This window comes from Conexibacter sp. SYSU D00693, from assembly GCF_017084525.1.
Taxonomy (GTDB): Bacteria; Actinomycetota; Thermoleophilia; order Solirubrobacterales; family Solirubrobacteraceae; genus Baekduia.
Map to the genome: position 1 here is coordinate 1,568,840 of NZ_CP070950.1, position 26,174 is coordinate 1,595,013.

Here is a 26,174-nt window from a genome sequence, read left to right on the forward strand (position 1 = left end):
TGGGTGCCAGGCACCCGTCAGCCCGGTAGCGTCGGCCCATGCCGACCGCGTACCGGACGTGCCCGCTGTGCGAGGCGACCTGCGGGCTGGCCATCGACGTCTCCGAGGACGGCCGTGTGGAGAAGGTCCGCGGCGACGCGGACGACGTCTTCTCGCACGGGTTCCTCTGTCCCAAGGGCGTGTCGCTCGGCGAGCTGCACCACGACCCCGACCGGCTGCGCGCGCCGCTCGTGCACGGTGAGGAGACGACGTGGGACGCGGCGTTCGCCGAGGCTGACCGGCTGCTACGGGGAGTGCTCGACGCCGGCGGACGCGACGCGGTCGCGGTGTACCTCGGCAACCCGTCGGCCCACGGGCTCAGCGCGATCCTCTACGGCCGCGTCCTGCTCAAGGCGCTGGGGTCGAAGAACGTCTTCAGCGCCTCGACGGTCGACCAGTACCCCAAGCAGGTCGCCTCCGGCCTCATGTTCGGCAGCGCGGCGGCGGTGCCGGTGCCGGACCTCGACCGCACGCGCTACCTGGTCATGCTGGGCGCGAACCCGCTGGCGTCCAACGGGTCGCTCATGACGGCGCCCGACGTGCGCGGGCGCCTGCGGGCGATCCGCGCCCGCGGCGGTCAGGTGGTGGTCGTCGACCCGCGACGGACCCGCACGGCACAGGAGGCCGACGTCCACCTGGCCATCCGGCCGGCGACGGACGCGCTGCTGCTCGCAGCGGTCGCGCGGACGCTGGCCGCCGAGCACCCGCGGCTCGCCGAGCGGCTGCGCCCGCTGCTCGCCCGCGAGGCGGAGCTGCTCGAGTTCCTCGAGCCGTTCACGCCCGAGGCGGTCGCGGACGCGGTGGGCGTCGAGGCCCGTGCGATCCGGGCGCTGGCGGGCGGGCTGGCCGCGGCGGCCCCGGCGGCGGTCGTCTACGGGCGGATCGGGACGACGACGCAGCGCCACGGCGCGGTCGCCTCGTGGCTCGTCGACGTCGTGAACGTCCTGACGGGCGCGCTGGACCACCCGGGCGGCGCGATGTTCCCGCGGCCGGCCGCCGGCTCGTCGACGACGCGCGGGGAGCCGGGGCGCGGCCGCGGCACGCGGGTGGGCCGGTGGGCGTCGCGTGTGCGGGGGCTGCCGGAGGTCCTCGGCGAGCTGCCGGTGGCCACGCTCGCCGACGAGGTGCAGACGCCCGGCGAGGGGCAGGTCCGCGGGCTCATCACCGTCGCCGGCAACCCCGTGGTCTCGACCCCGAACACCGGGCGGCTCGACGCGGCGCTCGCGACGCTCGACGCGATGGTGAGCGTCGACCTCTACCGCAACGAGACGACCCGCCACGCCCACGTCGTCCTCCCCGCCCCGTCGCCGCTCGAGCGCCCGCACTACGACATCGCCCTCTACGGCTTCTCCGTGCGCGACGTGGCGAACTTCTCGGCGCCGGTGGTCGCGCTGCCGGAGGGCACGCCCGACGAGTGGGAGATCCTGCTGCGGCTGACGGGCATCGTCGCGGGCCAGGGACCCGACGCCGACGTCGCCGCGCTCGACCGCTTCGTGGCGCTGCAGGCCGTCCAGCGCGAGGTCGGCGACGCGTGGTCGCCGGCGCACGGCCTGGACGCCGAGGCGGTGCTCGAGGCGCTGGCCCCGCGGGTCGGGCCCGAGCGGCTGCTCGACCTCCTGCTGCGCTGCGGTCCCGAGGGCGCGGGCTTCCCGGAGCTCTGGGCGCCCGGGCCGGGCGAGCTGTCGCTCGCCGCGCTCGAGGCGACGCCCCACGGTGTCGACCTCGGGCCGCTGCGCTCGCGGCTGCCCGAGGCGCTGCGCACGCCCGACGGCCGGATCGACCTGGCGCCGGAGCCGCTGCTCGCGGCCGGGGCGGCGCTGCACGAGCTGCTCGACGCGGTGGTGGACGACGGCGCGCTCGTGCTCATCGGCCGCCGCCACCTGCGGTCCAACAACTCCTGGATGCACAACCTGCCGCTGCTCGCCCGGGGGCCCGAGCGCTGCACGCTGCTCGTCCACCCCGACGACGCTGCGCGGCTGGGACTGCTCGACGGCGCGCGGGCCTGCGTGCGCTCCCGTGTGGGCGAGGTCGAGGTCCCGGTCGAGGTGACCGACGAGATCCGCCAGGGCGTCGTCTCGCTCCCGCACGGCTGGGGCCACGACGCGCCGGGCTCGCGCATGCGGGTCGCCGCCGAGCGGCCCGGCGTGAGCTCGAACGTCCTGACCGACGAGCTCGACCTGGAGCCCCTGACGGGGACGGCGGTGCTCAACGGCATCCCCGTCGAGGTGCGCCCGGCGGTGCAGGCGCCCGTGGCGCCGGTGACTGCACCGGCGTCCGCGTAGGCGTGATGCGGCTAGGCTGACGCCCTGTCAGACAGCGGGTCACGGGAGGCCTCGAGGATGGGCGCAGGACGCATGGTGCGACGGGCCGCGGCGCTGGCGGCGGTCGCCACGGGGTTGACCGGCGCGGCGGCGGCGCAGGCCGCGACCGAGCCGTCGGTCACGGCCGAGCAGGCCCAGCGGCTGCTGCGCTGCACCGACGACGTGCACGGCGCGACGCGCGACCCGGTCCTGCTCATCCCCGGGACGACGGTCGACACGCGCCAGGACTTCTCGTTCAGCTGGGAGCCCGCGCTGCGGGCGGCCGGCCGTCCCTACTGCACGTACGACCCGCCGGCCTCCGGGATGGCCGACATCCAGGTCTCCGGCGAGTACGTCGTGCGCCAGCTGCACCGCATCCACGCGCTCTCAGGGCGCAAGGTCGACGTCGTCGGCCACTCCCAGGGCGGGATGGTCACCCGCTGGGCGCTGCGCTTCTTCCCCGACACCCGCGCGCTCGTCGACGACGTCATCGGCCTCGCGCCGTCGAACCACGGCACCGTCGTCGCCCGCCCGCTCTGCGGCCTGCCGGGCGGCTGCGCGCCGTCGATCTGGCAGCAGCGCGACGACTCGCGCTTCATGCGCGCGCTCAACAGCGAGGCGGAGACGTGGGCCGGGATCGACTACACCGTCGTCTACTCGCACACCGACGAGGTCGTCGTCCCCAACGCCGACGCGCGGACCGGGTCCTCGGCGCTGCGCACGGGCGAGGGTCGCATCACGAACGTCGCGATCCAGGAGCTCTGCCCGCTCGACCTCAACGAGCACCTGCTCCTCGGCGTCCTCGACCACGTCGCCTACTCGCTGGCGATCGACGCGCTCGACCACGACGGCCCGGCCGACCCCTCGCGCGTCAGCAGGGGCGTGTGCCGGAGCACGACGATGCCCTCGGTGGACCGGCCCCTCGGCGCGCTCTCGACGCTCGACTCCGCGGCGTTCCTGGCCAAGACGCTGCTCACCGCGCGGCGGGTGGGCGCGGAGCCGGCGCTGAAGGACTACGCGGCGGCGGCGGGCAAGCGCGCCAGGGCCGCACGGGCCCCGGCGCGCCGCCGGGTCAGCGGCTGAGCCGCTGGAAGCGCCAGACCGCCAGCGGCAGGAACACCGCGACGAGGACGACCGGCCAGACGACGGCGAGCGCCAGCGCGTGGTCGACCACCCAGGAGCCGCCCTCGGCGGGCACCCCGGGGTTGTCGAACAGCTCGCGCGTCGCGGTGATCGTCGAGCTCAGCGGGTTCCACTCGGCCAGGAACCCGAGCCAGCCCGGCATGAGCTCGGGCGCGACGAACGCGCTCGTCAGCATCGTGATCGGGAACAGCAGCATCCACAGGGCGTTGACCGCGTCGGCGCTCGGGGCGATGAGCCCGAGGAGGATCCCGATCCACAGGAACGCGAAGCGCAGGAGCAGCAGCAGGCCGAGCGCGGCCAGCGCGTCCGCGGTCCCGCCGTGCCAGGACCAGCCGACGGCCAGCCCGACGCCGATCGTGATGGCCAGGCCCGCGATCGAGTTCAGCATGTCGGCCATCGCGCGCCCGGCGACGACGGCGACCGGCGAGATGGGCAGCGAGCGGAAGCGGTCGGTGATGCCGCGCTCGGCGTCCGAGGCGATCTCCTGCATCGTCGCGCCGACGCCGAACGCCGTGAACTGCGCGAAGAGCCCCGGCATGAGGAACTCGAGGTAGTCGCCGCCGCCCGGGACGGTCATGCCGCTGCCGAAGACGTAGCCGAAGAGCAGGACGAAGCAGGCGGAGAACCCGAGCTCGGCGAGGACGCGCGTCGGGTTGGCGACCCAGCGCAGGACGTCCCGGCGCGCGATGTTCCACGAGTCCAGGGCGGCCCAGCGCAGCGCGACGGTCATGCCGCGACCTCCTCGTGCTCGCGCCGGCCGGTCAGCCGCAGGAAGACCTCGTCGAGGGTCGGGCGCCGCACGGCGACGTCCTCGGCCTCGATGCCCGCCTCCTCCAGCGCGCGCAGCACGGCGGTGAGCGACGCGACGCGCTGGTGCACCGGCGCGGTGATCCGGCGGTGGCTGGGGTCCACCGCGGGCGTCGTGCCGGGCGGAGCGGCCCGCGCGACCAGCGCGGCGGCCGCGGCGAGCTGCGCGCCGTCGCGGACGACGACGTCGAGCTGGTCGCCGCCGAGCCGGCTCTTCAGGGCGGCGGGCGTGCCGTCGGCGATGACGCGGCCCCGGTCGATGACCGAGATCTGGTCGGCCAGCTGGTCGGCCTCGTCGAGGTAGTGCGTGGTCAGCAGCACCGTCGTGCCGCCGGCCACGAGGCCGCGGACGACCTCCCACACCTCCTGGCGGTTGCGCGGGTCCTGGCCGGTCGTGGGCTCGTCGAGGAAGAGCACGCGCGGGGCCATCAGGAAGCTCGCGGCGAGGTCGAGCCGGCGGCGCATGCCGCCGCTGTAGCCCTTGGCCGCGCGGTCGGCGGCCTCGGCCAGGCCGAACTGCTCGAGCAGCTCGCCCGCGCGCGTGCGGGCCTCGCGCGAGGACAGGCGGTGCAGCCGGCCGAAGAGCTCCAGGTTCTGCCGGCCGGTGAGCTCCTCGTCGACCGCGTCGTGCTGGCTGGTGAGGCCGATGCGGCGGCGGACGTCGCGCGGGCGTCGCGCCACGTCGAAGCCCGCCACCTCGGCGCGGCCGGCGTCGGCGCGCAGGAGCGTCGCGAGGATCCGCACGGCCGTCGTCTTGCCCGCGCCGTTCGGGCCGAGCAGCCCGCACACGGCGCCCTCCGGCACCTCGAGGTCGAAGCCCTCGAGCGCCTGCGTCTCACCGAACCGCTTGCCCACGCCCTGCGCCAGCACCGCCGTCGCCATCGTGTCCCTCCTCCTTTGAGTACGCCGTACGCCAAACGTTCTGCGTGCACTGTACGCACGTCGTAGGATCTGCGCAACATGGCGGGCGAGACGGACGTCGGACGCGGGGATCCGCAGCGCAGCCTCGAGCTCCTGTGGCGCCACCACCGGGCCGGCGACGGGCGTCCGTCGCGGGGGCCGAAGCCGGCCCTGTCGGTCGACCGGATCGTCGAGGCCGCGGTGGCGATCGCCGACGCCGACGGCCTCGAGGCGGTCTCGATGCGCCGCATCGCCGAGGAGCTCGGCGCGGGGACGATGTCGCTCTACCGCCACGTGCCGGGCAAGGCGGAGCTGCTCGAGCTCATGCTCGACCACGTCATCGGCGAGGCGCCGAACCCCGGGCCGGAGGTCGTCGGCTGGCGCGACCGGCTCGCGTTCTGCGCCCGCGCGGCGCGCGAGCACCACCGCCGCCATCCGTGGACGCTCAACGTGACGATGTCCCGCCCGCCGCTCGGCCCGAACCTCATGCGCAGCGTCGAGTCGCTCATGGACGCGGCGGCGGGCACCGGCCTGCCCGCGAAGGAGTGGATCGTCATCACGCAGCTCGTCGGCTCCTTCGTCGGCGGCTGGTCGCGCTACGAGCTCGGCGAGGTCGCCGCGACGCAGGCCACCGGCCAGGACGACGAGGCGTGGTGGGGCGCGCGGATGACGTTCTGGGAGACGTACTTCGTCCCGGAGGACCACCCCACGATCACCCGGGCCTGGGAGTCCGGTGCGATGGAGGAGGTCGTCGACGAGTTCGAGTTCGGCCTCGCGTGCCTGCTCGACGGCCTCGCCGCGCGCATCGCGGCGCACGAGGCGCGTGCCGGGACGGCAGCCGACTAGCCGCTCGGCCCCCACATTCGGAGGGGTGCTCCGGTTGGGCGCTACAGTGGGTCCCGTACAAGTGGAGCCCCACTCCGGAACGGACAGACGATGAGCACCATCCAGCAGCGCGCAGCAGAAGGCCTTCTCAGCACCACCCTCCGTCAGAGCGCCCGGCGCAGCCGCGAGCAGCGGCTGGCCTCCAGCGCCCGCACGGGCCGCTTCACCCGGCCGACCGACGCCCCCGGCGGACGGCTGACCGCCGCGGTCGCGGCCCGGCGGGCCCTCGCCGCCAACACGACCAAGCCCTCCCGCAAGCCGCTCTCGCAGGCGGCGCGGCGCGCGGCCGACGCCCTCGCTCGCGAGGCGCCGCCGGCCTGCGTCGCCTGCGCGTAGCGACGTCCGCGCCCGCGGCTCACGCCACGAGGCGCACCTCCAGCCCGGCGGCCGGCACCAGCAGGTCGCCGGCGCCGTGCAGGAGCCCGAGGATCCGCACCACGTAGTCCTGCGTCTCGCGGAACGGCGGGATGCCGCCGAACCGCTGGACCGCCCCGGGCCCCGCGTTGTAGGCCGCCAGGGCCAGGGGCACCGAGCCGAACTGGCGCAGCAGGTCGCGCATCAGGTGCGCCTGCGCGTCGATCGCCTGCTCGGGGTCGAACGGGTCGCGCAGGCCCAGCGACCGTGCCGTCCCTGGCATGAACTGCGCGATGCCCATCGCCCCGGCGCCGGAGCGCGCGTCCGGGTCGAAGCCGGACTCCTGGCGCAGCTGTGCCGCCAGCAGCGCCGCCGAGATCGACCACCGCATCGCCGCCCTGGCGATGGTCGCGCGAAAGCGCGCCGGCACCCACGACGGCAGGCCCGAGCCCGGGCCCCCGCCCTCCCCTCCGCCGCCGGCGCCGTCGTCGCCGCCGCGCTCCGCGGCGCGCACCTCGGGCACCGCGCCGACGGACACCGATCCGGGGTTCCTGACGAAGCCGAAGTGCCAGGGCTCCCAGCCGTAGCGCTGGAGGAAGCCGAAGCGCTTGGCGTTCGCCGCGAGCCACCCGTACGCCGCGCGCGGGCCGAGGTCGAGCTCCGTCCCGAGGCGGTGCAGCGACGTGCCGGGCCGTGCGACCCACTTCGGGTCCGGGTGGCGGGCCCAGAGGACGGCCTGCTCGGCGTCGCTGCGAAACGCGCTCGTGATGAGCAGCGTGACGCCGTCGGCGCGCGCCGCTGCGGCCATCCGGTCGAACGCCAGGGCGACGTCGGGCCGCATCGGCTTGCCCTGCCTGGTCGCGAACGGCCCCCGGTACTCGCCAGGGTTGCCGCTCAGCAGCGGGGCCATCCCGGCGCCCGCGTCGGGCACGAGCTCGGCCTGCGCGCGCACGGTCACCGGCACGTCGAAGCGGCCGACCTCGATCGGGCGCGCGTCGCGCACGTCGATGCGCAGCGGCGGCAGGCCGTCCTCCGACGGCAGGTCGACCTCCACGTCGGCGACGCCGTTGCGCCGCGCGGTCGCCCGCGCCGCCGCGCGACCCAGCTCGAGGTAGCGCGGGTGGCTCAGCCACCGCGGGTTCGCCGCGCCGCCGACCTCCGGGGGCTCGAACAGCCGCGGGTAGGCCTCGCGCATCGCCCGGGCACCGGCCAGCGCTGCGAGGTCCATCGCCCGCTGGCGGTCGCTGCGCTGCGCCAGTGCCGCTCCGAGGCCGCCGAGCAGCAGCGCGCCGAGGAGCACCGCGACGAGCAGGCCGACCAGGACGACCGTCGCCTGCCCGTCCTCGCTGCACCCGCGTGCTCGCACCCGCGCAGCGTCCCGGGAGACGCGTCACGGAACAGCACGCGAACGTCACGGGAGCACACGCGGTCAGCTCCAGCGGTCCCAGGCGTGGAGGTGCGGACGGGGGTCGACGAGCCGGCCACCGACGCGCAGCTCGAAGTGCAGGTGGCAGCCGGTCGTGCGGGCGTTGCCCGTGTCGCCGACGGAGCCGATGCGCTGGCCGGTGCGGACACGCTCGCCGCGACGGACCAGCGGGCGGTCGCGCAGGTGGGCGTAGCGGTAGGTGCGGCCGTCGAGCAGGCCGCGGACGACCACCTCGTGGCCGTAGAGGACCGGGTCGAAGCGGCTGCGCACGACGCGGCCGGCGCGCGCGGCGACCAGGGGCGTGCCGCACGGCGCGTTGACGTCGAAGCCCTCGTGGGTCCGGCCGCCGTTGCGCCCGGCTCCGAACTGCCCGATCGCGCCCCGGTCGGCGTGCCGCCCGCGGATGGGGAACGTCCTGCCGCGCAGCACGAACATCCCCAGGCGGCGGCGCACCGTCGTCCCCGGGACCACGACGCGCACGCGGTAGCGCCCGTCCGCGGCGGCCCGGCCGTCCCCGGTCACGCCGTCCCACGTCACGCGGCGCCGCATGCCGGGCAGCACGTCGGCGACGACCATCCGGCGTGCGATGCGGCCGGTCCGGTCGCTCGTGACCTCGACGTGCAGCAGCGGCGGCGCCGGCGCTGTCACGGCGAAGGAGACCGCGACGGGCTCCCCGCCGAAGAAGGCCGTGGACGGCGCGACGCGCGGCGCCTCGAGGGTCAGCGCGGGCGTCGCGGCGGTCGTCGAGGGCGCGGCGGCGGCCGGAGCGCCGAGGGCGCCGGTGATCGCGAGGGCGGCGACGGCGGGGCGAGCGAGCACGGGGGCATCATCGCGAGCGCCCGTCGTGCCTCGTCGCGCCGCCCTCGTGGCCGCGCAGCGCCGCGTCGGCCGCGCGGCGCAGCGCCGGCGGGATGGTGAGACCCGAGGTGACGACGGTGCGACCCGGGCCGGGCGGCAGGACGAGGTGGCCCGTCCCCCGACCGCCCCGCGCGGCGTCCGCCACGGCCAGTGCGGTCAGCGCGTCGGAGGCGCCCGGCGGCGTGGCGACGACGATCCTGTCGGCGTGGGCGAGGAGCGGCGCGAAGGCCGGGTCGTTCGGGCCGCCGAGGGCGAGGATGAGCGGCAGGCCGAGACCTGCCGCGCGGCCCGCAGCGTCGGCGGCGGCGTCCACGTCGCCGGGCAGCGGGAGGACGGCGAGCCGCCCGCGCGCCGCCGCTGGCAGCCCCCGCGCCTCGAGCGCCTTCGCCGCGCGCCGGGCCGCGGGTGCGGCGAGCAGCGCGGGCGGTGGAGCCTCGGCGTGCGGCGTGCGGTGGTCGCGGTCGTCCGGAGCAGCGGGCAGGTCGCCGCCCTGGTCGGCGGGCGCGTCCCGGTCACCAGGTGCCCACACCGCCAGGACCGCGGCGTCCCTGCCCGAGCCCGGCAGCGCGAGGGCGATGGCGGCGCCCGCGACGGCAGCGTCCTGGGCGCGAGCGACGACCGCGACGAAGGGCGGCATCCCGGGCGGCACGCCGTCGCCGGCCGAGGGCGGCGCGAACCGGGACGCCTCGGGCGCGTAGGGGCTCGGGGCCGGTGCCGTCGCCGGGGCGGTGAGGAAGAGGCGGACGAGGCGGTCGAAGGTCATCCGCGCGGCCCTCCGGCAACGGCGGCCTCGGGCGAGGGCCCGGCGTCGGCGCTGCGGCGGGCGGTGAGCGTGCCGGCGAGGCCGGGGAGGAGCGCGACCGGACGCAGCTCGACCTCGACGTGGTGGCCGTCGACGCGTACTCGCGTGCGGTCCTTCGACCAGTCGGGCAGGGCGCGGCGCACCGCGGCCCGCGCATCGCCGTCGCCCTGCACGATCGCCATCGCCCCGGCCTGCGCGGCCTGGCCCGCGAGCTCGCGGGCGACGCCCGCCGCGAGGAGCTGCGCGACGGCCAGCGCGACCGCGACGACGAGCGGGATGGCCGCGACGAGCTCGACGCTCGCCTGCCCGCGCTCGCTCCGGTGGAGCTGCGCCCGGACACCGGATGGACGCGAGGACCGGGCAGGGGCGGGCCTCATCGCTGGGGCTCCATCCACGTGCGCGCGGTGTAGGTGCCGAGCCTGGCGCCGCCGACGACCGCGGGCAGGCGCACGCGCACCGCGACCTCGCCCCCGTCGTCGGTCGTGACGCGCAGGCCGTGGTCGAGCCGCGGCGGGAGAACGCCCTCGGCGGCCGCGCGCGCGTCCGCGCCGATCGCCGCGGCACGCGCCGCCGCCTTCGCCGCCGCGCCCGCCGACCACAGCGCGTGGCCGAGCACCACCGCCTGCCAGAGGAGGAGCCCGACGAGCACGAGCAGCGGCAGCAGCGCGATCAGCTCGACGGTCGCCTGGCCGGCACAGTCGCGGGGCGCACCGGCGCAGAGGCGGCGGGATCTCGGGGACACGCGCGCATGGTCGGCGAGCGGCCGTCACGGGTCAGCACGCGGGTGTTGCAGGACTGCGCAGCGCCTGGTGCGACCGACACGCGCGGGGAGCGACGAGCCGGGCGCGGCGAGCGGCGCGCCGTACGTGACCCTGGAGTTGACCGCCTCTGCGGCGGTCAACTCCAGGGTCACGAGAGCGAGGCGGTCAACCTCAAGCTCACCGGCGGCTGCCAGTTCGTCGACCGCCCCGAACCCTCACGGCCGCCCCGAACCCTCACCACCGCCCCGAACCCTCACCACCGCCCCGAACCCGCACGACCGCCCGAGCCGCGCCGGACCGCGTCACCGGCGTCGCCCCTAGATCCCGTACGCCCGCCACTGCCGGTACACCAGCACGAGCGCGTAGATCGCGCCGCCCATGAGCGCGAAGAAGACGACGATCCCGATGCTCGAGCCCTCGTCCAGCAGCTTGTCCCGCGCCGCCATCGCGACGGCGAACGCCCCGAGGGCGCCGTAGAGCATCGCCCGGTGCCGGTCGCCCAGGCCGAAGACGTCCGAGCGGTTCTCGCGGTACAGGTGCACGAGGAACCAGACGAGCGCGACGAGGATGCCGACGGACAGCAGCGCGCCGATGAAGTCGGCGGTGTCCCCCGCGCCCGGCAGGAACGCGACGAGCGCCGCGAGCGCCACGAGGATGAGGACGTTGCGGACGCCGGTCGTCATCGACCCTCAGGCTACCCGCCGCGCACGGGCGCGCGGCGGGGAGCGACCACCCGGCGGGCGTCTAGCGCGCCAGCGTCTCGAGCTCGGCGGCGAGCGACGCCTCCACGGCGTCCACCGGCGACGCCGCCGGCTCCTGCTCGCGGGCGGCGACCGTGTCGGCCGCGGCCGCCTCGGCGGCCTCGGCGGGCTCGGCCGAGAAGCGGTAGCCCACGCCGAAGTGCGTGTGGATGTAGCGCCAGCCCGGCGAGGCCTTGTCGAGCTTCTGGCGCAGCTTGCGCACGAAGACGTCGACGGAGCGGTCGCCGCGGGCCATCGCGTAGCCCCAGACGCGCTGGTAGATCTCCTCGCGCTCGAGGACGCGGCCCTCGGCGGACGCCAGCAGCTCGATGAGCTCGAACTCGCGGCGGGTGAGGTCGACGGAGCGCCCGTCGACGAACGCCTGGAAGCGGTCGGACCGGATCTCGAGCATCCCGGCCTTGATCGGGCCGGAGGTCTCGCGGGAGGCCGTGCGGCGCCGGCGGCGGACGACCGCCTCGACGCGGGCGATCAGCTCCTCCGGGTGGCACGGCTTGGACAGCCAGTCGTCGGCGCCGAGACGCAGCGCGCGGACGCGCTGGGCGACGGTCGACTGGCCCGTGCAGACGACGACGCCGAGGCCCGGCAGCTCGTCGCACACGCGCTCGAGGTAGTCCCAGCCGTGGGCCCCGAGCGTGGACAGGTCGACGACGAGCGCGCTGAGGCGCATCGCCACGACGGTCTCGACGGGGATGGCCCCGCCCACGACCCGGTGCTCCCAGCCCAGGCGCTCGAGGCGCTTGCCCAGGACCTGGAGGAAGCCGGTGTCGGTGTCGATCACCGCGATCCGGGGCGTCCCGCCCGCGAGCCCGGTGGAAGTCCGCTCGGTCATCTACCGAGAACGATAGGGCGCGGCCGGACGCCGTCCATGCTTCGACACCCTGTTGGTCACCACCCCTTCACAAGTCGGCGCACAACCCCCGCGAAGACCGACCTCAGCGCCGGACAAGTTGGCGCGTAGACGCTCGCCGTTCAGCTGTTGCGCCAGGGTTGACCGGGGTGCGACGAGTCGCTGAACTCCCGGAACAGCCCCGTGACGACGAACGCGACCTGCTCGCCGATGTCCACGGCGTTGTCCCCGATGCGCTCGAACGCCCGGGCGACCATCGTCATGGTCATCGCCCACTCGCGCGTGTCCTCGTCGGTCCCGCACTGCACGGCCATGCGGAAGACCTCGCGGTTGAGCCGGTTGAGCTCGCGGTCCTGGCGGGCGAGGTCGTAGGCGAGCTCCACGTCGCGCGAGGCGAAGGCGATCTTCGCCTGCGAGGACTCCGACCGCGCCGCGCGGCCCATGTGCAGCAGCCGCGAGAGCATGTCCTCCTGCACCGGCGGCTCGTTGCCCGTGATGGGCAGGAGCTTGGCGATGTTCACGCACTGGTCGCCCATGCGCTCGACGTGCTTGATGACGTGCAGGAGCGCCGCGACCGTCCGCAGGTCCCCGGCCACCGGCGCCTGCAGCGCGAAGAGCGACAGGATCCGCTGGTGGACCTCGAGGTAGCGGCCGTCGACGAGGTCGTCGTTGGCGACGACCAGCGCCGCCAGCTCGACGTCCTGGTGCTCGAGGGCCTCGACGACGCGGTCGACCTGCGCGACGACGATGTCGATCCCGCCCAGCGCCTGCTCCTCCACGGCCGCCAGCTCCTCCGCGAAGTGCTGGCGGTTGGACACCGCGGCCATGGTGCCCGGCTCAGCCGAACTTGCCCGTGACGTACTCCTCGGTGCGAGGGTCGTCGGGGTTGGTGAAGACCTTCTCGGTCGGGTTGAGCTCGACGAGCCGGCCGATGCGGTTGGACTCGCCCGCGCTGAGGTCCACGATGAAGAAGGCGGTGCGGTCCGAGACGCGCGCGGCCTGCTGCATGTTGTGGGTGACGATCACGATCGAGTAGCTCTCCTTGAGCTCGAGCATGAGCTCCTCGATCTTGCCCGTCGAGATCGGGTCCAGGGCCGAGCACGGCTCGTCCATGAGGATCACGTCGGGGTTCGTCGCGATCGCGCGGGCGATGCACAGGCGCTGCTGCTGGCCGCCCGACATGCCGAACGCGTTGGTCTTGAGGCGGTCCTTGACCTCGTCCCACAGCGCCGCCTTGCGCAGCGAGGACTCCACGACGTCGTCGATCTCGGACTTGCCGAAGCCGAGGACCTTGGGGCCGAAGGCGATGTTGTCGTAGATCGACTTCGGGAACGGGTTGGGCTTCTGGAAGACCATCCCGATGCGCTTGCGCACGTTCACCGCGTCGACGTCCTTGGCGTACAGGTCGACGTCGTGGTAGAGGACCTTGCCGCTCACCGTCGCGCCCGGGATGAGGTCGTTCATCCGGTTCAGGCAGCGCAGGACCGTCGACTTGCCGCAGCCCGACGGGCCGATGTAGGCGGTGATGTCGTTCTTGAAGAGCTCCATCGAGACGCCCTCGACGGCGGTCTTGCCGCCGTAGGCGACGCCGAGGTCCTGGATGGAGAAGACGGACTCGCGCGGACCGGTCTCGGCGGCCGGCGCGCGCAGGCCGCTCGAGACGGCGCTGCGGCCGATCGCCGGCTCGGCGATCGGCGGCGTGACGACCGGCTCGACGCTGGACTCAGGGGTGGACGACATGTCGTTCGTGCCTCGCTCGGGGTCGGGCTGGTCGGGAGCTACCACTTCTGCTCGTAGCGGTTGCGCAGGAAGATCGCGACGGAGTTCATCGCGAGCAGGACGGCCATCAGGACGAGGATCGCCGCCGCGGCGAGCGGCAGGAAGCTCTCCTGGTCGGCGTCCGTGGTCCACGTGAGGATCTGCACCGGCAGCGCGGTGAACGCCGAGTCCAGGCCCTCGGGGTTGAAGCGGGGGGACGCGGCCGCGCCGATCAGCAGCAGCGGCGCGGTCTCGCCGATGGCGCGCGAGAGCGCGAGGATCACGCCCGTCGCGATGCCGGGGATCGACGCCGGCAGGACCTGCCGGGCGATCGTCTGCCACTGGGTGGCCCCCAGCGCCAGCGAGCCCTCGCGGATCGACGGCGGCACCGCCCGGATCGCCTCGCGGGAGACGATGATCACCACGGGGAGCACCAGCAGCGCCAGCGTCATGCCGCCGGCGAGCAGGACGCTGCCCAGGTCGAGCGGCGCGCGCACGAAGAACGCGAGGCCGAGGATGCCGTAGACCACGGAGGGGACCGCCGCGAGGTTCTGGATGTTGACCTCGATCATGCGGTTCCACCAGCGGGTGCGGTCCGCGTACTCCTCGAGGTACAGCGCGGTCGCGACGCCCAGCGGGATGACGATCGCCGCGGTGATCGCCATGAGCCACAGCGTCCCGTAGATCGCCGACTGCGCGCCCGCGGTCTCGGGCCGCACCTTCGACGGCTGGTTCTGGAAGAACTGCGGGTCGACGGCCGAGGCGCCGTCCTTGATGACCTCGTACAGGAGGACGGCGAGCGCGAGGACGCTGATCGCCACCGCCCCGTACATGAGGCCGTTGAAGACCGCGGAGGTCGTGCGCCCCTGGGCGTGGCCCTCCTCGAGGCGGGCGCGCTGCGTGGCGCGCTGGGCGATCTGGGCTCCGGTGGCCATCAGTCGTACACCTGCCGGTACTTGTTGACGAGGCGGATGGAGACGATGTTCAGCACCAGGGTCATGACGAACAGCGTCAGGCCCACCGCGAACAGCGTCAGGTACTCGATCGACCCGGTGGACGCCTCGCCGCGCGAGACGAAGGCGATGTAGGCCGCCATGGACTGGAAGCCCTCGGTCGGGTCGACGCTCAGGCGGGCGACGGTGCCGCCGGCGACGAGGATGATCACCGTCTCGCCGATGGCGCGCGAGGCCCCCAGGACGAGGGCGGCGACGATCCCCGACAGGGCGGCCGGGAAGACGACGCGCAGGGCGACCTGGCGCTTGTTGGCACCGAGCCCGAAGGCCCCCTCGCGCAGCGCCCGCGGCACGGCGGTCATGGCGTCCTCGGCGACCGACGCGATCGTCGGCAGGACGAGGAAGCCCAGGACGATGCCCGCGCCCAGCGCGTTGAAGGTCCCGATGTCGAGGCCGACGAGGCCCCGCAGGACCTCGGGCGTGAAGAAGGTCAGCGCGAAGAAGCCGAAGACGATCGTCGGCACGCCGGCCAGGAGCTCCAGGACCGGCTTGATCGTCTTGCGCACGCGCGGCGACGCGTACTCGGACAGGTAGATCGCGCACAGCAGGCCGAGCGGGACGGCGACCGCCAGGCCGATGAGCGACAGGTAGAGCGTGCCCCAGATGAGCGGCAGCACCCCGAAGGACTGCTGGTCGCCGTTGAGCAGCGGCGTCCACTTGTCGCCGAAGAGGTAGTCCCCGATGGGGACCTCGTCGAAGAAGTTGACCGTCTCGCGGAACAGCGAGTAGACGATCGCGATGGTCGTGAGGACTGAGACGGCCGCGGCCGCGAAGAGCAGGCCCTTGACCACCGACTCGTAGCGCGAGCGGACCGTCGGGGTCCGGGCCAGTGCGGCCCGGACCCCGTCCGACGAGGAGGCGGCGTTCGCCAGCGGCTCCGCCAGGTTGCTCACGTCGTCCTCCTCGTCGGGCGGTCGCGCATCAGGTGCCTACTGGGCGTCCGTCGTCGTGCCCGAGCCGCCGGCGGCGCCGGACTCGGCGTTCGTCAGCTCGGTGCGGGCCTCGCCGGCCTGCGCCTCGGTGAGCGCGACGATCTTGGCCGCCTCGGCGATCTGCTGCTGGTTCTCGATGACGAACTCCATGAACGCCTTGACCTCCGGGCGGGCGAGCGCCTTCGAGGACGGGTACATGAACAGCGGACGGGCCAGCGGCTTGTAGGAGCCGTCCTGGATCGTCTCGGCCGACGGCTTGACGCACTCGCCGCCCTCCTCCTGGACGCCGACCAGGTTCAGCTTGTCCTGGTTCTGGTCGTAGTAGGAGAAGCCGAAGTAGCCCAGGCCGCCGGCGTCGCTCGAGACGCCCGTGACCAGGACGTTGTCGTCCTCGGAGGCCTCGTAGTCCTCGCGGGTGACGCCCTCCTCACCGTTGATCTCGTCGGTGAAGAAGTCGAACGTGCCCGAGTCGGTGCCGGGGCCGTAGAGCGACAGCTTGGTGTCCGGCAGGCCGCTCTTGACGTCGGCCAGCGAGGAGACCTTGGAGCCCTTGTTCCAGATCTTCTTGAGCTCGCCCGTCGTGAGGCAGTCGACCGCGAGGTCCTTGTTGGTCACCACGGCGATGCCGTCGTTGGCGACCTGGATCTCGCCGTAGGAGACGCCGCCCTTCTCGCAGGCCTCCTTCTCGTCGTCCTCGATGGCGCGCGAGGCGTCCGAGATGTCGGTCTCGCCGGCGCAGAACTTCTCGAAGCCGCCGCCGGTGCCCGACGTGCCGACCGTCACCTGGACGTTGGGCTGCTCCTCGTTGAAGAGCTCGGCCGCCGCCTGGGCGAACGGCGCCACCGTCGACGAGCCGTCGATGTTGACCTTGCCCGAGAGCTGCTCGGTCGTCTGCTCCGTGGTGTCGCCACCGCCGGAGGCGCTGCTGGTGCTGTCGTCGTCGTCACCGCAGGCGGCGACGCCGAAGGCCAGCACGCCCGCCGTGACCACGGCGGCGAAGGAACGGGTCCTCACGTGTGCACTCCTCTGTCTGCTCATCAGGGTCGCCCGGCACGGTGGCTGTCGCGCCACCGCAGTTGTGTCACCGAGCGGTGCCCTCGTTGTGAAAGCGCGGTGAACGTTCTGGAGCCAGCCGGTAGCCGAACCCCACGTGCGTGTGGATGCAGGTGAGGTCCGGGAGGGCTGCCTCGAGCTTCACGCGCAGCTTGTGGACGTAGACGTCGATGGAGCGGTCGCCGCGGCGAAGCTCCCCTCCCCACACGAGGCGGTGCAGGTCCTCCCGGGAGACGATCCGCCCCGCGTGGCGCATGAGCGCCACGAGCAGCTGGAACTCCCGGACGGAGAGGTTGAGGACGCGGCCGCCCGCGGACACGAGCCCGTCGGCCGGACGCACTTCGATCTCCCCCGCCTGCAGGACCTCGGCGTCGATCTCCATCGCCATCGGCAGGCAGCGTGGCGGCGGGCGCTGTCCGCGCTGCTACCGGCCCGTGAACCGGCCGTGAAGGTCCTGTGAACAGCGGCCACGGACGCCCTGGGGCCTCCCTACGCTGCCGCCGATGGGGCTGTTCACGCGCGCTGCCTACGACCCGGTGACCCTCGGGCTGCTCGAGGAGGCCGGGCGCAACATCCAGCGCGCGACGGTCCTGCTGCGCGATCTGCTGGTCGACTGGCCCGAGCGCTCCGAGCTCGCGCAGGAGCTCCGCGCGTGCGAGCAGGAGGGCGACCGCATCACCCACGACGTCATCCACCGGCTGGACGGCGGCGGCTCGGGCAACGTCCCGTTCGAGATCGGCGACGGCCACCAGCTCGCCACGGCGCTCGACGACGTCGTCGACTACGCCGAGCAGACGGCCGACACGCTCTCGATCTACGGCATCGAGGCGCCCATGGAGCAGGCGGGCGCCCTCGCGGAGGTCCTCGTCGGGGCCGGCGAGCAGGTCGCCCGGGCGCTCGAGAGCCTGAGCGACGGCAGCGAGCTCGGCCCGCACCTCGTCGAGATCCACCGCCTGGAGAACGAGGGCGACCGGATCAGCCGCGACGCGGTGGCGTCGCTGTTCGCGGGCGGGATCGACCCGATGGTCGTCATCCGCTGGAAGGACGTCTTCGACCTGCTCGAGCAGAGCGTCGACGCCTGCGAGACGGTCGCGCACGTGCTCGAGGGCATCTCCCTCAAGCGCCGCCGCTGACCGCCCGCGGACTTGCACAGCTGGACAAGGATCCGGTGCATCCGCCACACTGACGGGGTCTCGTGCCGCAGGGGCCAAGCGCGGCGCGCCGACACGTGGGGGGTTGCACCAAGTGGCATCGCACAAGCGAGCAGCGGGCACGCTGGCTACGGCCGGGGCGTTCCTGGCTGCCTTCGGCGGCGGCGTCCTGCCCGTCGCGGCCGACGAGCAGCCCGCGGACGACGGGCCCCAGGCGGCCGCGCCGTCCAAGGAGGCCGGACGCCAGGCGCCGGGCGCGACCACGCCGGTCCCCGCGCCCGCCGCGACCACGCCCGCCCCCACCACCGCGCCGGCCAGCACCACGCCGGCGACGACGACGCCCTCGGGCGACGACGCCCCGCGCGGCGCGAAGCCCCCCGCCGCGAAGGTCGAGGTCCAGCCCGGGCCCGAGGACGACGAGCCCGCGTCGCCCGCGAAGGGCGACGCCGGCCCGTCCCTGGAGCGCCAGCAGGACGCGCGCGAGGAGCGCCGGTCGAGCTCGCGCTCGACGAAGACCGCCGAGGAGTGCATGCCGCGGTGGTTCGTCCGGGAGCTCTCGAAGGCCGACCGCCGCAAGTACTTCCGCGAGCACCCGGAGTGCGCGCCCGACGACGCGCGCGAGCGCCGCGACCGCCGCGCGCGCATCCGCCGCCCGGACGGCACGCCGACGCCCGCCGACCCCACCTTCACCGAGGCCCTCCCGGGCCCCGCGCCGATCGGGGTGCCGAACTTCTTCATCGAGAAGTTCCGGATCCCGCCGTTCCTGCTGCCGATCTACCAGGCCGCGGGCATCCAGTACGGCATCCGCTGGGAGGTCCTGGCCGCGATCAACGAGATCGAGACCGACTACGGCCGCAACCTCAACGTCTCCTCCGCCGGCGCCCTGGGCTGGATGCAGTTCATGCCGTCGACGTGGAAGGCCTACGGCACCGACGCCAACCGCGACGGCAAGCGCGACCCGTACAACCCGGTCGACGCGATCTTCGCCGCCGCCCGCTACCTCAAGGCCGCCGGCGCCGAGACCGACCTGCGCAAGGCGGTCTTCGCCTACAACCACGCCGACTGGTACGTCGACTCCGTCCTCCTGCGCGCCCGCCTCATCGGCGGCCTGCCCGCCGACCTCGTCGGCTCGCTCACCGGCCTCACGCAGGGGCGCTTCCCCGTCCACGCCACCGCGCGCTACGCCGACGACCTGCGCGCCGCCGACGCCCGGCGCCGCGTGGCCGAGGGCCGCAACGCCGCGATCCCGGTGGAGGCCCAGGCCGGCCGCCGGGGCATCGACGTCTTCGCCGACGCCGGCTCCCCGGTCGTCGCCGTGCAGGACGGCAAGGTCCTCGCCGTCGGGCACACGAAGCGCCTGGGCCGCTACCTCAAGCTCCAGGACGTCTACGGCAACACCTACACGTACGGGCACCTCGGCGAGGTCGTCCGGTCCTACCCGGTGCCCAAGGACCTCGGCAAGGCCAAGGGCAAGGCCGCGCCGGCGACGTCGCCGACCACCGTCCAGGCCGCGGCCGCGACGTCGACGGTCGCGCCGCCCATGGCCGTCGCGCCCGGCGAGGCCGAGCCCAAGGAGCGCCTCTTCGCCCACCCGCGGCGCCCGCGCGCCTACACCGCCGGCGGGCGCGACCAGCTCGCGCCGACCGAGGTCTACGAGCCGCTGGACGCCGAGCGCCTGGGCCTCGACCGCGACGAGGTCGAGTTCAAGCCGCTGCGCAAGGGCGCCAAGGTCGTCGCCGGCACCGTGCTGGCCCGCATCGGCGGCAAGGCCGCCGGGCGCGCGCCGCACCTGCGCTTCGAGATCCGCCCCGCCGGGCGCGGTGCCCCGCGCATCGACCCCAAGCCGATCCTCGACGGCTGGAAGCTCCTCGAGTCCACCGCGGTCTACCGCGCGGCCGGGCGCAACCCGCTGCTGGGCGAGAGCGGCGCGCCCATCGGCCAGGTCCTGCTCATGAGCAAGGAGGACCTCCAGCGCCGCGTGCTCGCCAACCCGCGCATCGACCTCTACGAGTGCGGCCGGCGCGACGTGCAGGCCGGCGTCATCGACCGCCGCGTGCTGGCGACGCTCGAGTACCTCGCCGCGGGCGGCCTGCGCCCGAGCGTCACCTCGCTGCGCTGCGGCCACGGCGTCTACACCGCGTCGGGCAACGTCTCGCACCACGTCTCGGGCAACGCCGTCGACATCGCGCAGGTCAACGGCATCCCGATCCTCGGCCACCAGGGCCCGGGCTCGGTCACCGAGATGGCGATCCGCCGCCTGCTGACGCTGCAGGGCACGATGAAGCCCGCGCAGATCATCTCCCTGATGACCTTCGAGGGCGCGGACAACACCTTCTCGCTGCCCGACCACGCCGACCACATCCACGTCGGCTTCCAGCCCGCGGACCCGAACGCCACGCAGAAGTTCGACGCGGTGCTCAAGCCCGAGCAGTGGATCAAGCTCATCGACCGGCTCGGCGAGATCAAGAACCCCGCCGTCCCCCAGCCCGGAGACGCCCGGCTGGTCGACGGCCGCGGCGACTAGGCCGTCCCGGCGGCGAGCTCGTCGTAGGTCACCGCGGCGCGCCGGCGCGCGCCGCGCAGGACGCGCTCCAGCGCCTGCACGTGGCGGCGGCGCTCGAGGTCGGCCGGATGCAGGTCGAGGCGCAGGAGCTCGCCGGCGAAGAGGCCGCCCGCCCGCACGAGCGTCGGGGAGGCCAGGCGCCTGACGGCGTCCGAGGTCCCCAGGCCGATGGCGGGTGAGCGCGTCGCGTCGCCCGCCGCCCGGTGCACGGCGCGCAGCGAGGCCCACCAGCGAAAGCGCGCGTCGAGCGTCGCCCGCAGCGCGGGCGTGTACGCGTAGCCCGGCGCCACGAAGCCCTGGGGCTGGACGCCGGCGAGGCGCAGGACGCGGCGGCCGGCGTCGACGGCGCGGCGCGTCTCGACCTCGTCGAGGCCCCGGAACTCGGACACGCGGTTGCCGGCCCGGCGCGCCTGGCGGTGCTCGAGGCCGTGCTGGGCGATCGCGTCGCCGCCACGGGCGCGCTCGGCGAGCCAGTCGACCATCTCGGGCCGGCGGTCGTGGAACGGGTGGAGGTCCGGCGCGGGGATGACGAGGAGCGTCACGCGGTCGACGCCGTGGTCGTCGAGCCAGTCGCGGATGAGCGCGCACCGGTCGAAGGTCCGCGGCTCGACGTCGTGCAGGGCGACCGCGATGCGCCCCGGCCCGGTCATCGCACGAGGTCCCGCAGCGCGTCGACCTCGGTGGCGAAGAGCCGGTCCCACCGGTGCTCCTCGCCCAGGCGCGCCGCGCGGAGGTGGTCGACGCGGCCGTGCAGCGCGCGGTCGATCGCGACCTCCAGGCCCTCCGTGTCCCCCGGCGGGAACGTGTGGCACAGCCCCTCGAGCGCCAGGTGCGCCGGGGCGGTGTCGCAGGTCACGACGCGGGTGCCGCTGCAGCCGGCCTCGAGGGCGACGAGGCCGAACGTCTCGTGCTCGCCGGGCAGGACGACGCAGCCCGCGCCGGCGAACATGCGGGCGAGGCGCGCCCGGTCGCTGACGAAGGGCTGGATCGCGACGCGGTCGGCGATGCCCAGGCGCTCGGCGCGGGCCATGATCCGATCCTCGAGCGGCCCGCTGCCCACGAGCCGCAGCGGCCACGGCCGGCGGGCGACCGCCGCGGCGTCGAGCAGCCGGAGGATCCCCTTCTCGCGGGCCAGCCGCCCGACGTAGAGGACCCCGTCGCCGCGGCGCACCGCAGGCTGGGGCCGGAAGACCGGGTCGACGCCCAGGCCGAGCGGCAGGGTCGCGGTGCGGCCGGTGTCGTGGGAGGTGTCGACGACGCTCATCAGCGCGTCGACCGGGCGGTGCGCGTGGCGCATCCAGACGCGCAGCGGCGGGCCGTAGAGCTTCGTCGGGCCCGGCAGGCCGGCGGCCTCGAGCTCGGCTGACGCGTGGTGGACCGCCACGACCTTCGCGCCGACCGCGTGGGCGGCGGCGGTCGCGTCGACGGGGCCCCAGAACGCGTCGTGGAGGAGCACGACGTCCGGGCGCAGGGCGCCGATGGTGCGCGTGAGCGCCTTGATCGAGAGCGGGACGCGGTAGCCGTTGGTGGCCACGATCCGCAGGGAGCGCAGCTCGTGGCGGCCGTCGGGGTGGTGGCGCTCCTTGGGGCCCGGCACGATGACGTGGTGGTCGAGGACGTCGCGGTGCTGGGCCGCGAACGCGCGCTTGGCGTCGAGGTAGGTGCGGATCCCGCCCGAGCGCTCGCCGTAGAACGCGGCGACGTCGACGACCCGCAGCGGCGGCTGGGGCACCAGCCGCAGGGCTGGGCGGGGACGCCGCTCGAGCGTCGCCGTCGCGCCGTCGGTGCGCCGCTCAAGCGGCACGGAGCGCCTCCTGCTCGGCGGCCGCGGCCTGCGGGGCCAGCGCCCGCCGGTAGCCCTCGGCCAGGCGGCCGAGGGCCGCTTCCCAGGTCCGGTGGGTCACCGCGTCCAGGCCGCCGCGGGCCAGGCGGGCACGCTGGTCGCCATCGCGGGCGAGGTCGGCGACCGTCGCGCCGAGGCGCTGGGCGTCGGCCGGGCACAGCCGCCCGCTGACGCCGTCGGTGACGATCGAGCACGGGCCGCCCTCGGCGACCGCCACGACCGGCAGGCCGCTGGCCTGCGCCTCGAGCAGGACCTGCCCGAAGGTGTCGGTCCGGCTGGCGAAGAGGAAGACGTCGGCGCTGGCGTAGGCCCGCGCGAGGTCGTCGCCGTCCAGCCAGCCGAGGAACGTGGCGTGCTCGCCGAGGCGCTCGCGCAGGACCGCCTCCTCGGGCCCGCCGCCGGCGAGGTTGAGGTGCAGCCGCGGGTCGTGCGCCCGGGCGGCGAGGAAGGCGTCGGCCAGGAGGTCGGCGCCCTTCTCGTGGGTCAGGCGGCCGGCGTAGAGGACGTTGACCGCGCCCTCGCGCAGCAGGCCCGGCGTGCGGTGGGCCGGCGAGAAGCGCGTGACGTCGACGCCGCGGTCCCAGCGGCCCACGGCCTCCTCGGGGATCCCGAGCTCGCGCAGGACCTCGTCGCTGGCCGGGCTCGGCGACAGCACGACCTGGCACTGGCCGTAGAAGGCGGCGACCGCCTGGCGGGCGAGCGCCTCGAGCCCCGGGTCGGCCGTGCGCATGGCCGTGTAGGTCGCGAGCTCCGTGTGGTAGCTGCCCAGCACCGGGACGTCCATGATCCGGGCGACGAGGCTCGCGACGATGCCGGCCGGGCCGGGCGAGCAGACGTGCACCAGGTCGTAGCGGCCCTCGGCGAGGACCTCGACGACGCCGGGCAGCGACGGGACGCCGACCTGCAGGCCGGGGTAGAAGGGCACCTCGACGTCGGCGACGGCGCCGAGGCGGCGGTCGGCCATGGCGTCGGTGGTGACGACCTCGACCTCGAAGCCCGGGACGCCGCGCTGGCGCAGCTCGTCCAGCGTGTGGGTGACGCCGTGCATCGAGCCGACGCCGTCGACCACCAGCGCGACCCGCTGGGGCTCGCCGTCGCGGCCGGTGAGCTTGGCCTTCTCGCGGCCGAGGAAGGCCGCCGCCGGCGCGTAGGGGATCGCCGGGATGCAGGCGTCGAACACGGCGACCGCGTCGGCCAGGCCGGTGGCGGGCGTCGGCACGGTCTGCGTGACGCGCTTGGCGACCCCGGCCAGCGCGCGCTCGTGCGCCGCGCGGGCCTTGCGGAAGAGGTCGTCGTGGCGGAAGCCGTCGTCCTGCAGGCGGGCCAGGAGCGTCGCCGTGTCGCCCTCGAGGCCGACCGCGTCCAGCCAGGCCCGCAGCAGCGCGCGGGCGTCGTCGGGGGCGAGGTCGGCGCCGATCGCCCCGCGCCGGGCGTCGCCCTCACGCATGATCCGGTCGACCATCTTGAAGATGGCCAGGGGGTTGGGCCCGCCGACGTCGCGGTCGCCGCGGCCGAGCGCCCGGACGGCGATGGCCATCGCCGCGTGCGCCCACTTCGCGGCGCTGCCCTGGTCGCCGCGGGCGGCGGCGCGACCCTCGCGGATGTGGTGCAGGAACTGCTCGGGGGTGGCGCAGCGCGGCACCTCGGTGAACGTCCGGCCGATGTCGACGCCCGCGTGGTCGTCGGAGCCCGCGACGCCCGTGCCGCCGTGGGTCTCGATGTAGACCGCGGCCGGGGCGTTGAGCTCCCGGGCGCGCGAGCCGTTGCGCGTCTCCCAGATCGGGAAGAGCTGGGCGAGGCGCCGGCGGTGGCGCGGGGTCAGGGGCGCCTCGACCGCGTAGAAGGGGTGGGCCAGCGCGCAGGTGACGCCGCGCTCCTGGAGCTCCTCGGCGACGAGCTCGACGTCGTGGTTGTGCGCCTGGATCCACTCGTGGTCGTCGGGCGTGATGCCCAGGCAGAGCACGTGGACGGCCTGGGGCTCGCCCTTGAACCACAGCGTGGCCTCCTCCGAGAGGAAGACGCGGGGGTCGTCGGCGATCTGCAGGACCCCGTCGATCGTGTCGTGGTCGGTGATCGTGATGAAGTCCATCCCGCGCCGCTGCGCGAGCTCGAGGACCTCCTCCGGCGGCGTCGCGCACTCCGGCAGGCCGAGGGCCCGCTGGACGCCGAGCTTGCTGAGCTCCGACGCGGTCGAGTGGCAGTGCAGGTCGGCCCGGCTGGTCTGGTGGGACATCACGCTCTCCTCTGCATCGCGTTCTCCTCGCCGCCGAAGATCGCGTGGTTGCAGGGGCTTCTCGTGAACAAGGCGCCACGCTGCTGTGACAGGCCCGTGAAGGTCCGGGGGCGAACCGGAGCGACGGGGTCTGACCCCGAGCACGGAACCGCAGCGACGGGGTCTGACCCCGAGCGCGGAACGAGGACGACGGGGTCTGACCCCGAGCGTGGTGGGGCAGGCTGTCGCCATGCGCATCGAGGTGGACGACCGGCTGGGCTTCGCGGTGACGTGGACAGTGGCCGACGAGCTCATGCAGCGCTCGTCGCACGCCCTCGTGGACGACGGGCGGGTGTGGCTCGTCGACCCCGTCGACGCGCCGGAGGCGCTGGCGGCCGTCGAGCCGCTCGGGGAGCCGGCGGGCGTCCTCCAGCTGCTGGACCGCCACAACCGCGACGGGGACGCGCTGGCCCAGCGCCTGGGCGTCCCCTTCCACCGCCTGCCGGAGACGGCACCGGCGGGTGCGCCGTTCGAGGTCCATCGCACCGTCTGGGTGCCGGGCTGGCGCGAGCTGCGCCTCTGGTGGCCGGCGCGCCGGGCGCTCGTCGTCTCGGAGGCGCTCGGCACGGCGCCGTACTTCGCGGCGGGCCGCGCCGCGGGCGTCCACCCGTTCCTGCGCGGCCTGCCGCCCAAGGGCCTGCGCCGTCACGCCGACGCGCAGGCGCTGCTCGTCGGCCACGGGCCGACGCTGGTGTCGGGCGCGGGCGCGGCGATCGACACCGCCATCGCCAAGAGCCGCGTGGACCTCCCGAAGGCGGCGCTCGCGATGGTCCGCGGCGCCGTGCGCCGCGGCGGGTCCTAGGCCTTCGCCGTCGCGGCGACGCCGCCGCGGCGCAGGAGGTCCAGGGTCGTCGCCCGCACCCGCGACGGGTCGGACACGTAGGAGCGCTCGACCTCGAGCATGAGCGGCGCGTCGTGGTCGCGCAGGAGCCCGACGACGGCGTCCCAGGGCAGGCAGCCGGCGCCCGGTGCGAGGTGGAGGTCGAGCTTCACCGGGTCGATGCCCGGCTGGTCGAGGTCGTTGCGCCGCGCGCCGAGGTTGTCGTGCACGTGCAGGAGGACGACCTCGCTGCGGCACGCGCGCACGACCGTCGCCAGGTCGTGGCGCTCGATCGAGCTCATGAGGTGCGCGTGGCCGAGGTCCAGCAGCATCCCGACCGCAGGGGAGTCCACCCGGCGCACGAGGTCGCGGACGGCGAGCGCGTCGTGGCACAGGCGGTCGGTGCCCGGCCACACCGGGGCCAGGTTCTCGACGGCGAGCGTGACGCCGAGCGCCTCGGCACGACCCGCCGCGCGGCGCAGCGCGACCTCCTCGGCCGCCGCCCGCGCGGGCGCCTCGTCGCCGACCGTGACGTTCAGCCCGTGGTAGGCCACGAGCTCGGCACCCGCCTCGCGGGCGTAGTCGAGCAGCCCGTCGAGCGCGCGGTCGCCGGCCTCGGTCCCCGCCGAGAGGTCGTCGGGCCCGTGGAGCACGAGGCGCAGGCCCGTCGTCGCCAGGCCCGCGCGCAGCGCGCGAGCGTGGCGCAGCGCCGGCTCGCGCTGGGCGAGCATCTCCTTGGGCGGCGTGTGCACCTGGACCCAGGCGAAGCCCGCCGCCTCGTAGGACTTCAGCAGCGCCGGGGTCGCCCACTGGTCGCGGTGGACGTTGAGGCCGAGCCGGTCGTCGAGCGCCATCGCCATGGACGATGCTCCTGCCCGGTCATCTG

At 74.9% G+C, this 26,174-nt stretch carries 26 protein-coding genes; 7 read left to right on the forward strand and 19 right to left on the reverse strand.

Features of this window, described 5'->3' with window-relative positions; genetic code table 11:
* Positions 1-38: 38 nt before the first annotated feature.
* Both JUB12_RS07905 and JUB12_RS21945 read left to right on the forward strand, forming a co-directional pair.
* Positions 39-2,321: a molybdopterin-dependent oxidoreductase gene (locus tag JUB12_RS07905; RefSeq protein WP_205699070.1), complete on the forward strand. Its 2,283-nt coding sequence runs from the start codon at positions 39-41 to the stop codon at positions 2,319-2,321.
* Between the two features lie 72 nt (positions 2,322-2,393).
* Entirely contained in the window at positions 2,394-3,422 is a 1,029-nt protein-coding gene (locus tag JUB12_RS21945) for a hypothetical protein (protein ID WP_205699071.1), read from the forward strand.
* Here JUB12_RS21945 and JUB12_RS07915 read toward each other — a convergent pair.
* Positions 3,412-4,212, reverse strand: a complete 801-nt coding sequence (locus tag JUB12_RS07915) for an ABC transporter permease (RefSeq protein ID WP_205699072.1) — start codon at positions 4,210-4,212, stop codon at positions 3,412-3,414. The two genes, JUB12_RS21945 and JUB12_RS07915, sit on opposite strands and share 11 nt — an antisense overlap.
* Entirely contained in the window at positions 4,209-5,171 is a 963-nt protein-coding gene (locus JUB12_RS07920) for an ATP-binding cassette domain-containing protein (RefSeq protein ID WP_205699073.1), read from the reverse strand. Before JUB12_RS07920 ends, JUB12_RS07915 begins: the two co-directional genes overlap by 4 nt.
* A 78-nt stretch (positions 5,172-5,249) precedes the next feature.
* Between JUB12_RS07920 and JUB12_RS07925 the strand changes: the two genes are divergently transcribed.
* Both JUB12_RS07925 and JUB12_RS07930 read left to right on the forward strand, forming a co-directional pair.
* Positions 5,250-6,035, forward strand: coding sequence for a TetR/AcrR family transcriptional regulator (locus tag JUB12_RS07925; protein WP_205699074.1), 786 nt, complete (start codon positions 5,250-5,252; stop codon positions 6,033-6,035).
* Between the two features lie 90 nt (positions 6,036-6,125).
* Positions 6,126-6,410 (forward strand): hypothetical protein, encoded by a 285-nt coding sequence (locus JUB12_RS07930; RefSeq protein WP_205699075.1) that lies wholly within the window; start codon positions 6,126-6,128, stop codon positions 6,408-6,410.
* Between the two features lie 19 nt (positions 6,411-6,429).
* Here JUB12_RS07930 and JUB12_RS07935 read toward each other — a convergent pair whose 3' ends face one another.
* From JUB12_RS07935 to JUB12_RS07995, 13 genes are all read right to left on the reverse strand, one after another.
* Positions 6,430-7,794, reverse strand: a complete 1,365-nt coding sequence (locus tag JUB12_RS07935) for a lytic transglycosylase domain-containing protein (RefSeq protein ID WP_205699076.1) — start codon at positions 7,792-7,794, stop codon at positions 6,430-6,432.
* A 63-nt stretch (positions 7,795-7,857) separates the two neighbouring features.
* Positions 7,858-8,673, reverse strand: coding sequence for a peptidoglycan DD-metalloendopeptidase family protein (locus JUB12_RS07940; RefSeq protein WP_205699077.1), 816 nt, complete (start codon positions 8,671-8,673; stop codon positions 7,858-7,860).
* 7 nt (positions 8,674-8,680) lie between these two features.
* Entirely contained in the window at positions 8,681-9,475 is a 795-nt protein-coding gene (locus tag JUB12_RS07945; RefSeq protein WP_205699078.1) for a hypothetical protein, read from the reverse strand.
* Positions 9,472-9,891, reverse strand: a complete 420-nt coding sequence (locus JUB12_RS07950) for a hypothetical protein (protein ID WP_205699079.1) — start codon at positions 9,889-9,891, stop codon at positions 9,472-9,474. The genes JUB12_RS07945 and JUB12_RS07950 overlap by 4 nt, the downstream gene beginning before the upstream one ends.
* Positions 9,888-10,256 carry a hypothetical protein gene (locus tag JUB12_RS07955; RefSeq protein WP_205699080.1) on the reverse strand — a complete coding sequence of 123 codons (369 nt, stop codon included), beginning with the start codon at positions 10,254-10,256 and terminating at the stop codon, positions 9,888-9,890. Before JUB12_RS07955 ends, JUB12_RS07950 begins: the two co-directional genes overlap by 4 nt.
* Positions 10,257-10,592: 336 nt before the next feature.
* On the reverse strand, positions 10,593-10,958 hold the full coding sequence (locus JUB12_RS07960) for a hypothetical protein (protein WP_205699081.1): 366 nt from the start codon (positions 10,956-10,958) through the stop codon (positions 10,593-10,595).
* Positions 10,959-11,019: 61 nt separating this feature from the next.
* A complete protein-coding gene (locus tag JUB12_RS07965; RefSeq protein WP_205699082.1) occupies positions 11,020-11,865 on the reverse strand; it encodes a response regulator transcription factor in 846 nt (281 codons plus the stop codon).
* Positions 11,866-12,005: 140 nt separating this feature from the next.
* Positions 12,006-12,710 carry a phosphate signaling complex protein PhoU gene (gene phoU / locus JUB12_RS07970; protein WP_205699083.1) on the reverse strand — a complete coding sequence of 235 codons (705 nt, stop codon included), beginning with the start codon at positions 12,708-12,710 and terminating at the stop codon, positions 12,006-12,008.
* Between the two features lie 10 nt (positions 12,711-12,720).
* Positions 12,721-13,623 carry a phosphate ABC transporter ATP-binding protein PstB gene (pstB, locus tag JUB12_RS07975; RefSeq protein WP_205699084.1) on the reverse strand — a complete coding sequence of 301 codons (903 nt, stop codon included), beginning with the start codon at positions 13,621-13,623 and terminating at the stop codon, positions 12,721-12,723.
* 38 nt (positions 13,624-13,661) lie between these two features.
* On the reverse strand, positions 13,662-14,576 hold the full coding sequence (pstA, locus tag JUB12_RS07980) for a phosphate ABC transporter permease PstA (protein WP_205699085.1): 915 nt from the start codon (positions 14,574-14,576) through the stop codon (positions 13,662-13,664).
* Positions 14,576-15,538 carry a phosphate ABC transporter permease subunit PstC gene (gene pstC / locus JUB12_RS07985; RefSeq protein ID WP_371822322.1) on the reverse strand — a complete coding sequence of 321 codons (963 nt, stop codon included), beginning with the start codon at positions 15,536-15,538 and terminating at the stop codon, positions 14,576-14,578. Before pstC ends, pstA begins: the two co-directional genes overlap by 1 nt.
* 45 nt (positions 15,539-15,583) lie before the next feature.
* Positions 15,584-16,600 (reverse strand): PstS family phosphate ABC transporter substrate-binding protein, encoded by a 1,017-nt coding sequence (locus JUB12_RS07990; RefSeq protein WP_241004461.1) that lies wholly within the window; start codon positions 16,598-16,600, stop codon positions 15,584-15,586.
* 67 nt (positions 16,601-16,667) lie between these two features.
* Positions 16,668-17,027 carry a helix-turn-helix domain-containing protein gene (locus tag JUB12_RS07995; RefSeq protein ID WP_205699087.1) on the reverse strand — a complete coding sequence of 120 codons (360 nt, stop codon included), beginning with the start codon at positions 17,025-17,027 and terminating at the stop codon, positions 16,668-16,670.
* A 115-nt stretch (positions 17,028-17,142) separates the two neighbouring features.
* Here JUB12_RS07995 and JUB12_RS08000 point away from each other — a divergent pair, with 115 nt between their 5' ends.
* Positions 17,143-17,772, forward strand: coding sequence for a DUF47 domain-containing protein (locus JUB12_RS08000; protein WP_205699088.1), 630 nt, complete (start codon positions 17,143-17,145; stop codon positions 17,770-17,772).
* Between the two features lie 112 nt (positions 17,773-17,884).
* Entirely contained in the window at positions 17,885-20,314 is a 2,430-nt protein-coding gene (locus tag JUB12_RS08005; protein WP_205699089.1) for a lytic murein transglycosylase, read from the forward strand.
* On the opposite strand, the gene JUB12_RS08010 is transcribed toward JUB12_RS08005, so the two are convergent.
* From JUB12_RS08010 to JUB12_RS08020, 3 genes are read right to left on the reverse strand one after another with little or no spacing between them, the layout of a single operon-like run.
* Positions 20,311-21,003 carry a DUF2334 domain-containing protein gene (locus tag JUB12_RS08010; protein WP_205699090.1) on the reverse strand — a complete coding sequence of 231 codons (693 nt, stop codon included), beginning with the start codon at positions 21,001-21,003 and terminating at the stop codon, positions 20,311-20,313. The genes JUB12_RS08005 and JUB12_RS08010 overlap by 4 nt on opposite strands.
* On the reverse strand, positions 21,000-22,157 hold the full coding sequence (locus JUB12_RS08015) for a glycosyltransferase (protein ID WP_205699091.1): 1,158 nt from the start codon (positions 22,155-22,157) through the stop codon (positions 21,000-21,002). Before JUB12_RS08015 ends, JUB12_RS08010 begins: the two co-directional genes overlap by 4 nt.
* Positions 22,147-24,429, reverse strand: a complete 2,283-nt coding sequence (locus JUB12_RS08020; protein ID WP_205699092.1) for a glycosyltransferase — start codon at positions 24,427-24,429, stop codon at positions 22,147-22,149. The genes JUB12_RS08015 and JUB12_RS08020 overlap by 11 nt, the downstream gene beginning before the upstream one ends.
* 229 nt (positions 24,430-24,658) lie before the next feature.
* Here JUB12_RS08020 and JUB12_RS08025 point away from each other — a divergent pair, with 229 nt between their 5' ends.
* Positions 24,659-25,270 (forward strand): hypothetical protein, encoded by a 612-nt coding sequence (locus JUB12_RS08025; protein ID WP_205699093.1) that lies wholly within the window; start codon positions 24,659-24,661, stop codon positions 25,268-25,270.
* On the opposite strand, the gene JUB12_RS08030 is transcribed toward JUB12_RS08025, so the two are convergent.
* Positions 25,267-26,148, reverse strand: coding sequence for a sugar phosphate isomerase/epimerase (locus tag JUB12_RS08030; RefSeq protein ID WP_205699094.1), 882 nt, complete (start codon positions 26,146-26,148; stop codon positions 25,267-25,269). The genes JUB12_RS08025 and JUB12_RS08030 overlap by 4 nt on opposite strands.
* Between the last annotated feature and the right edge of the window lie 26 nt (positions 26,149-26,174).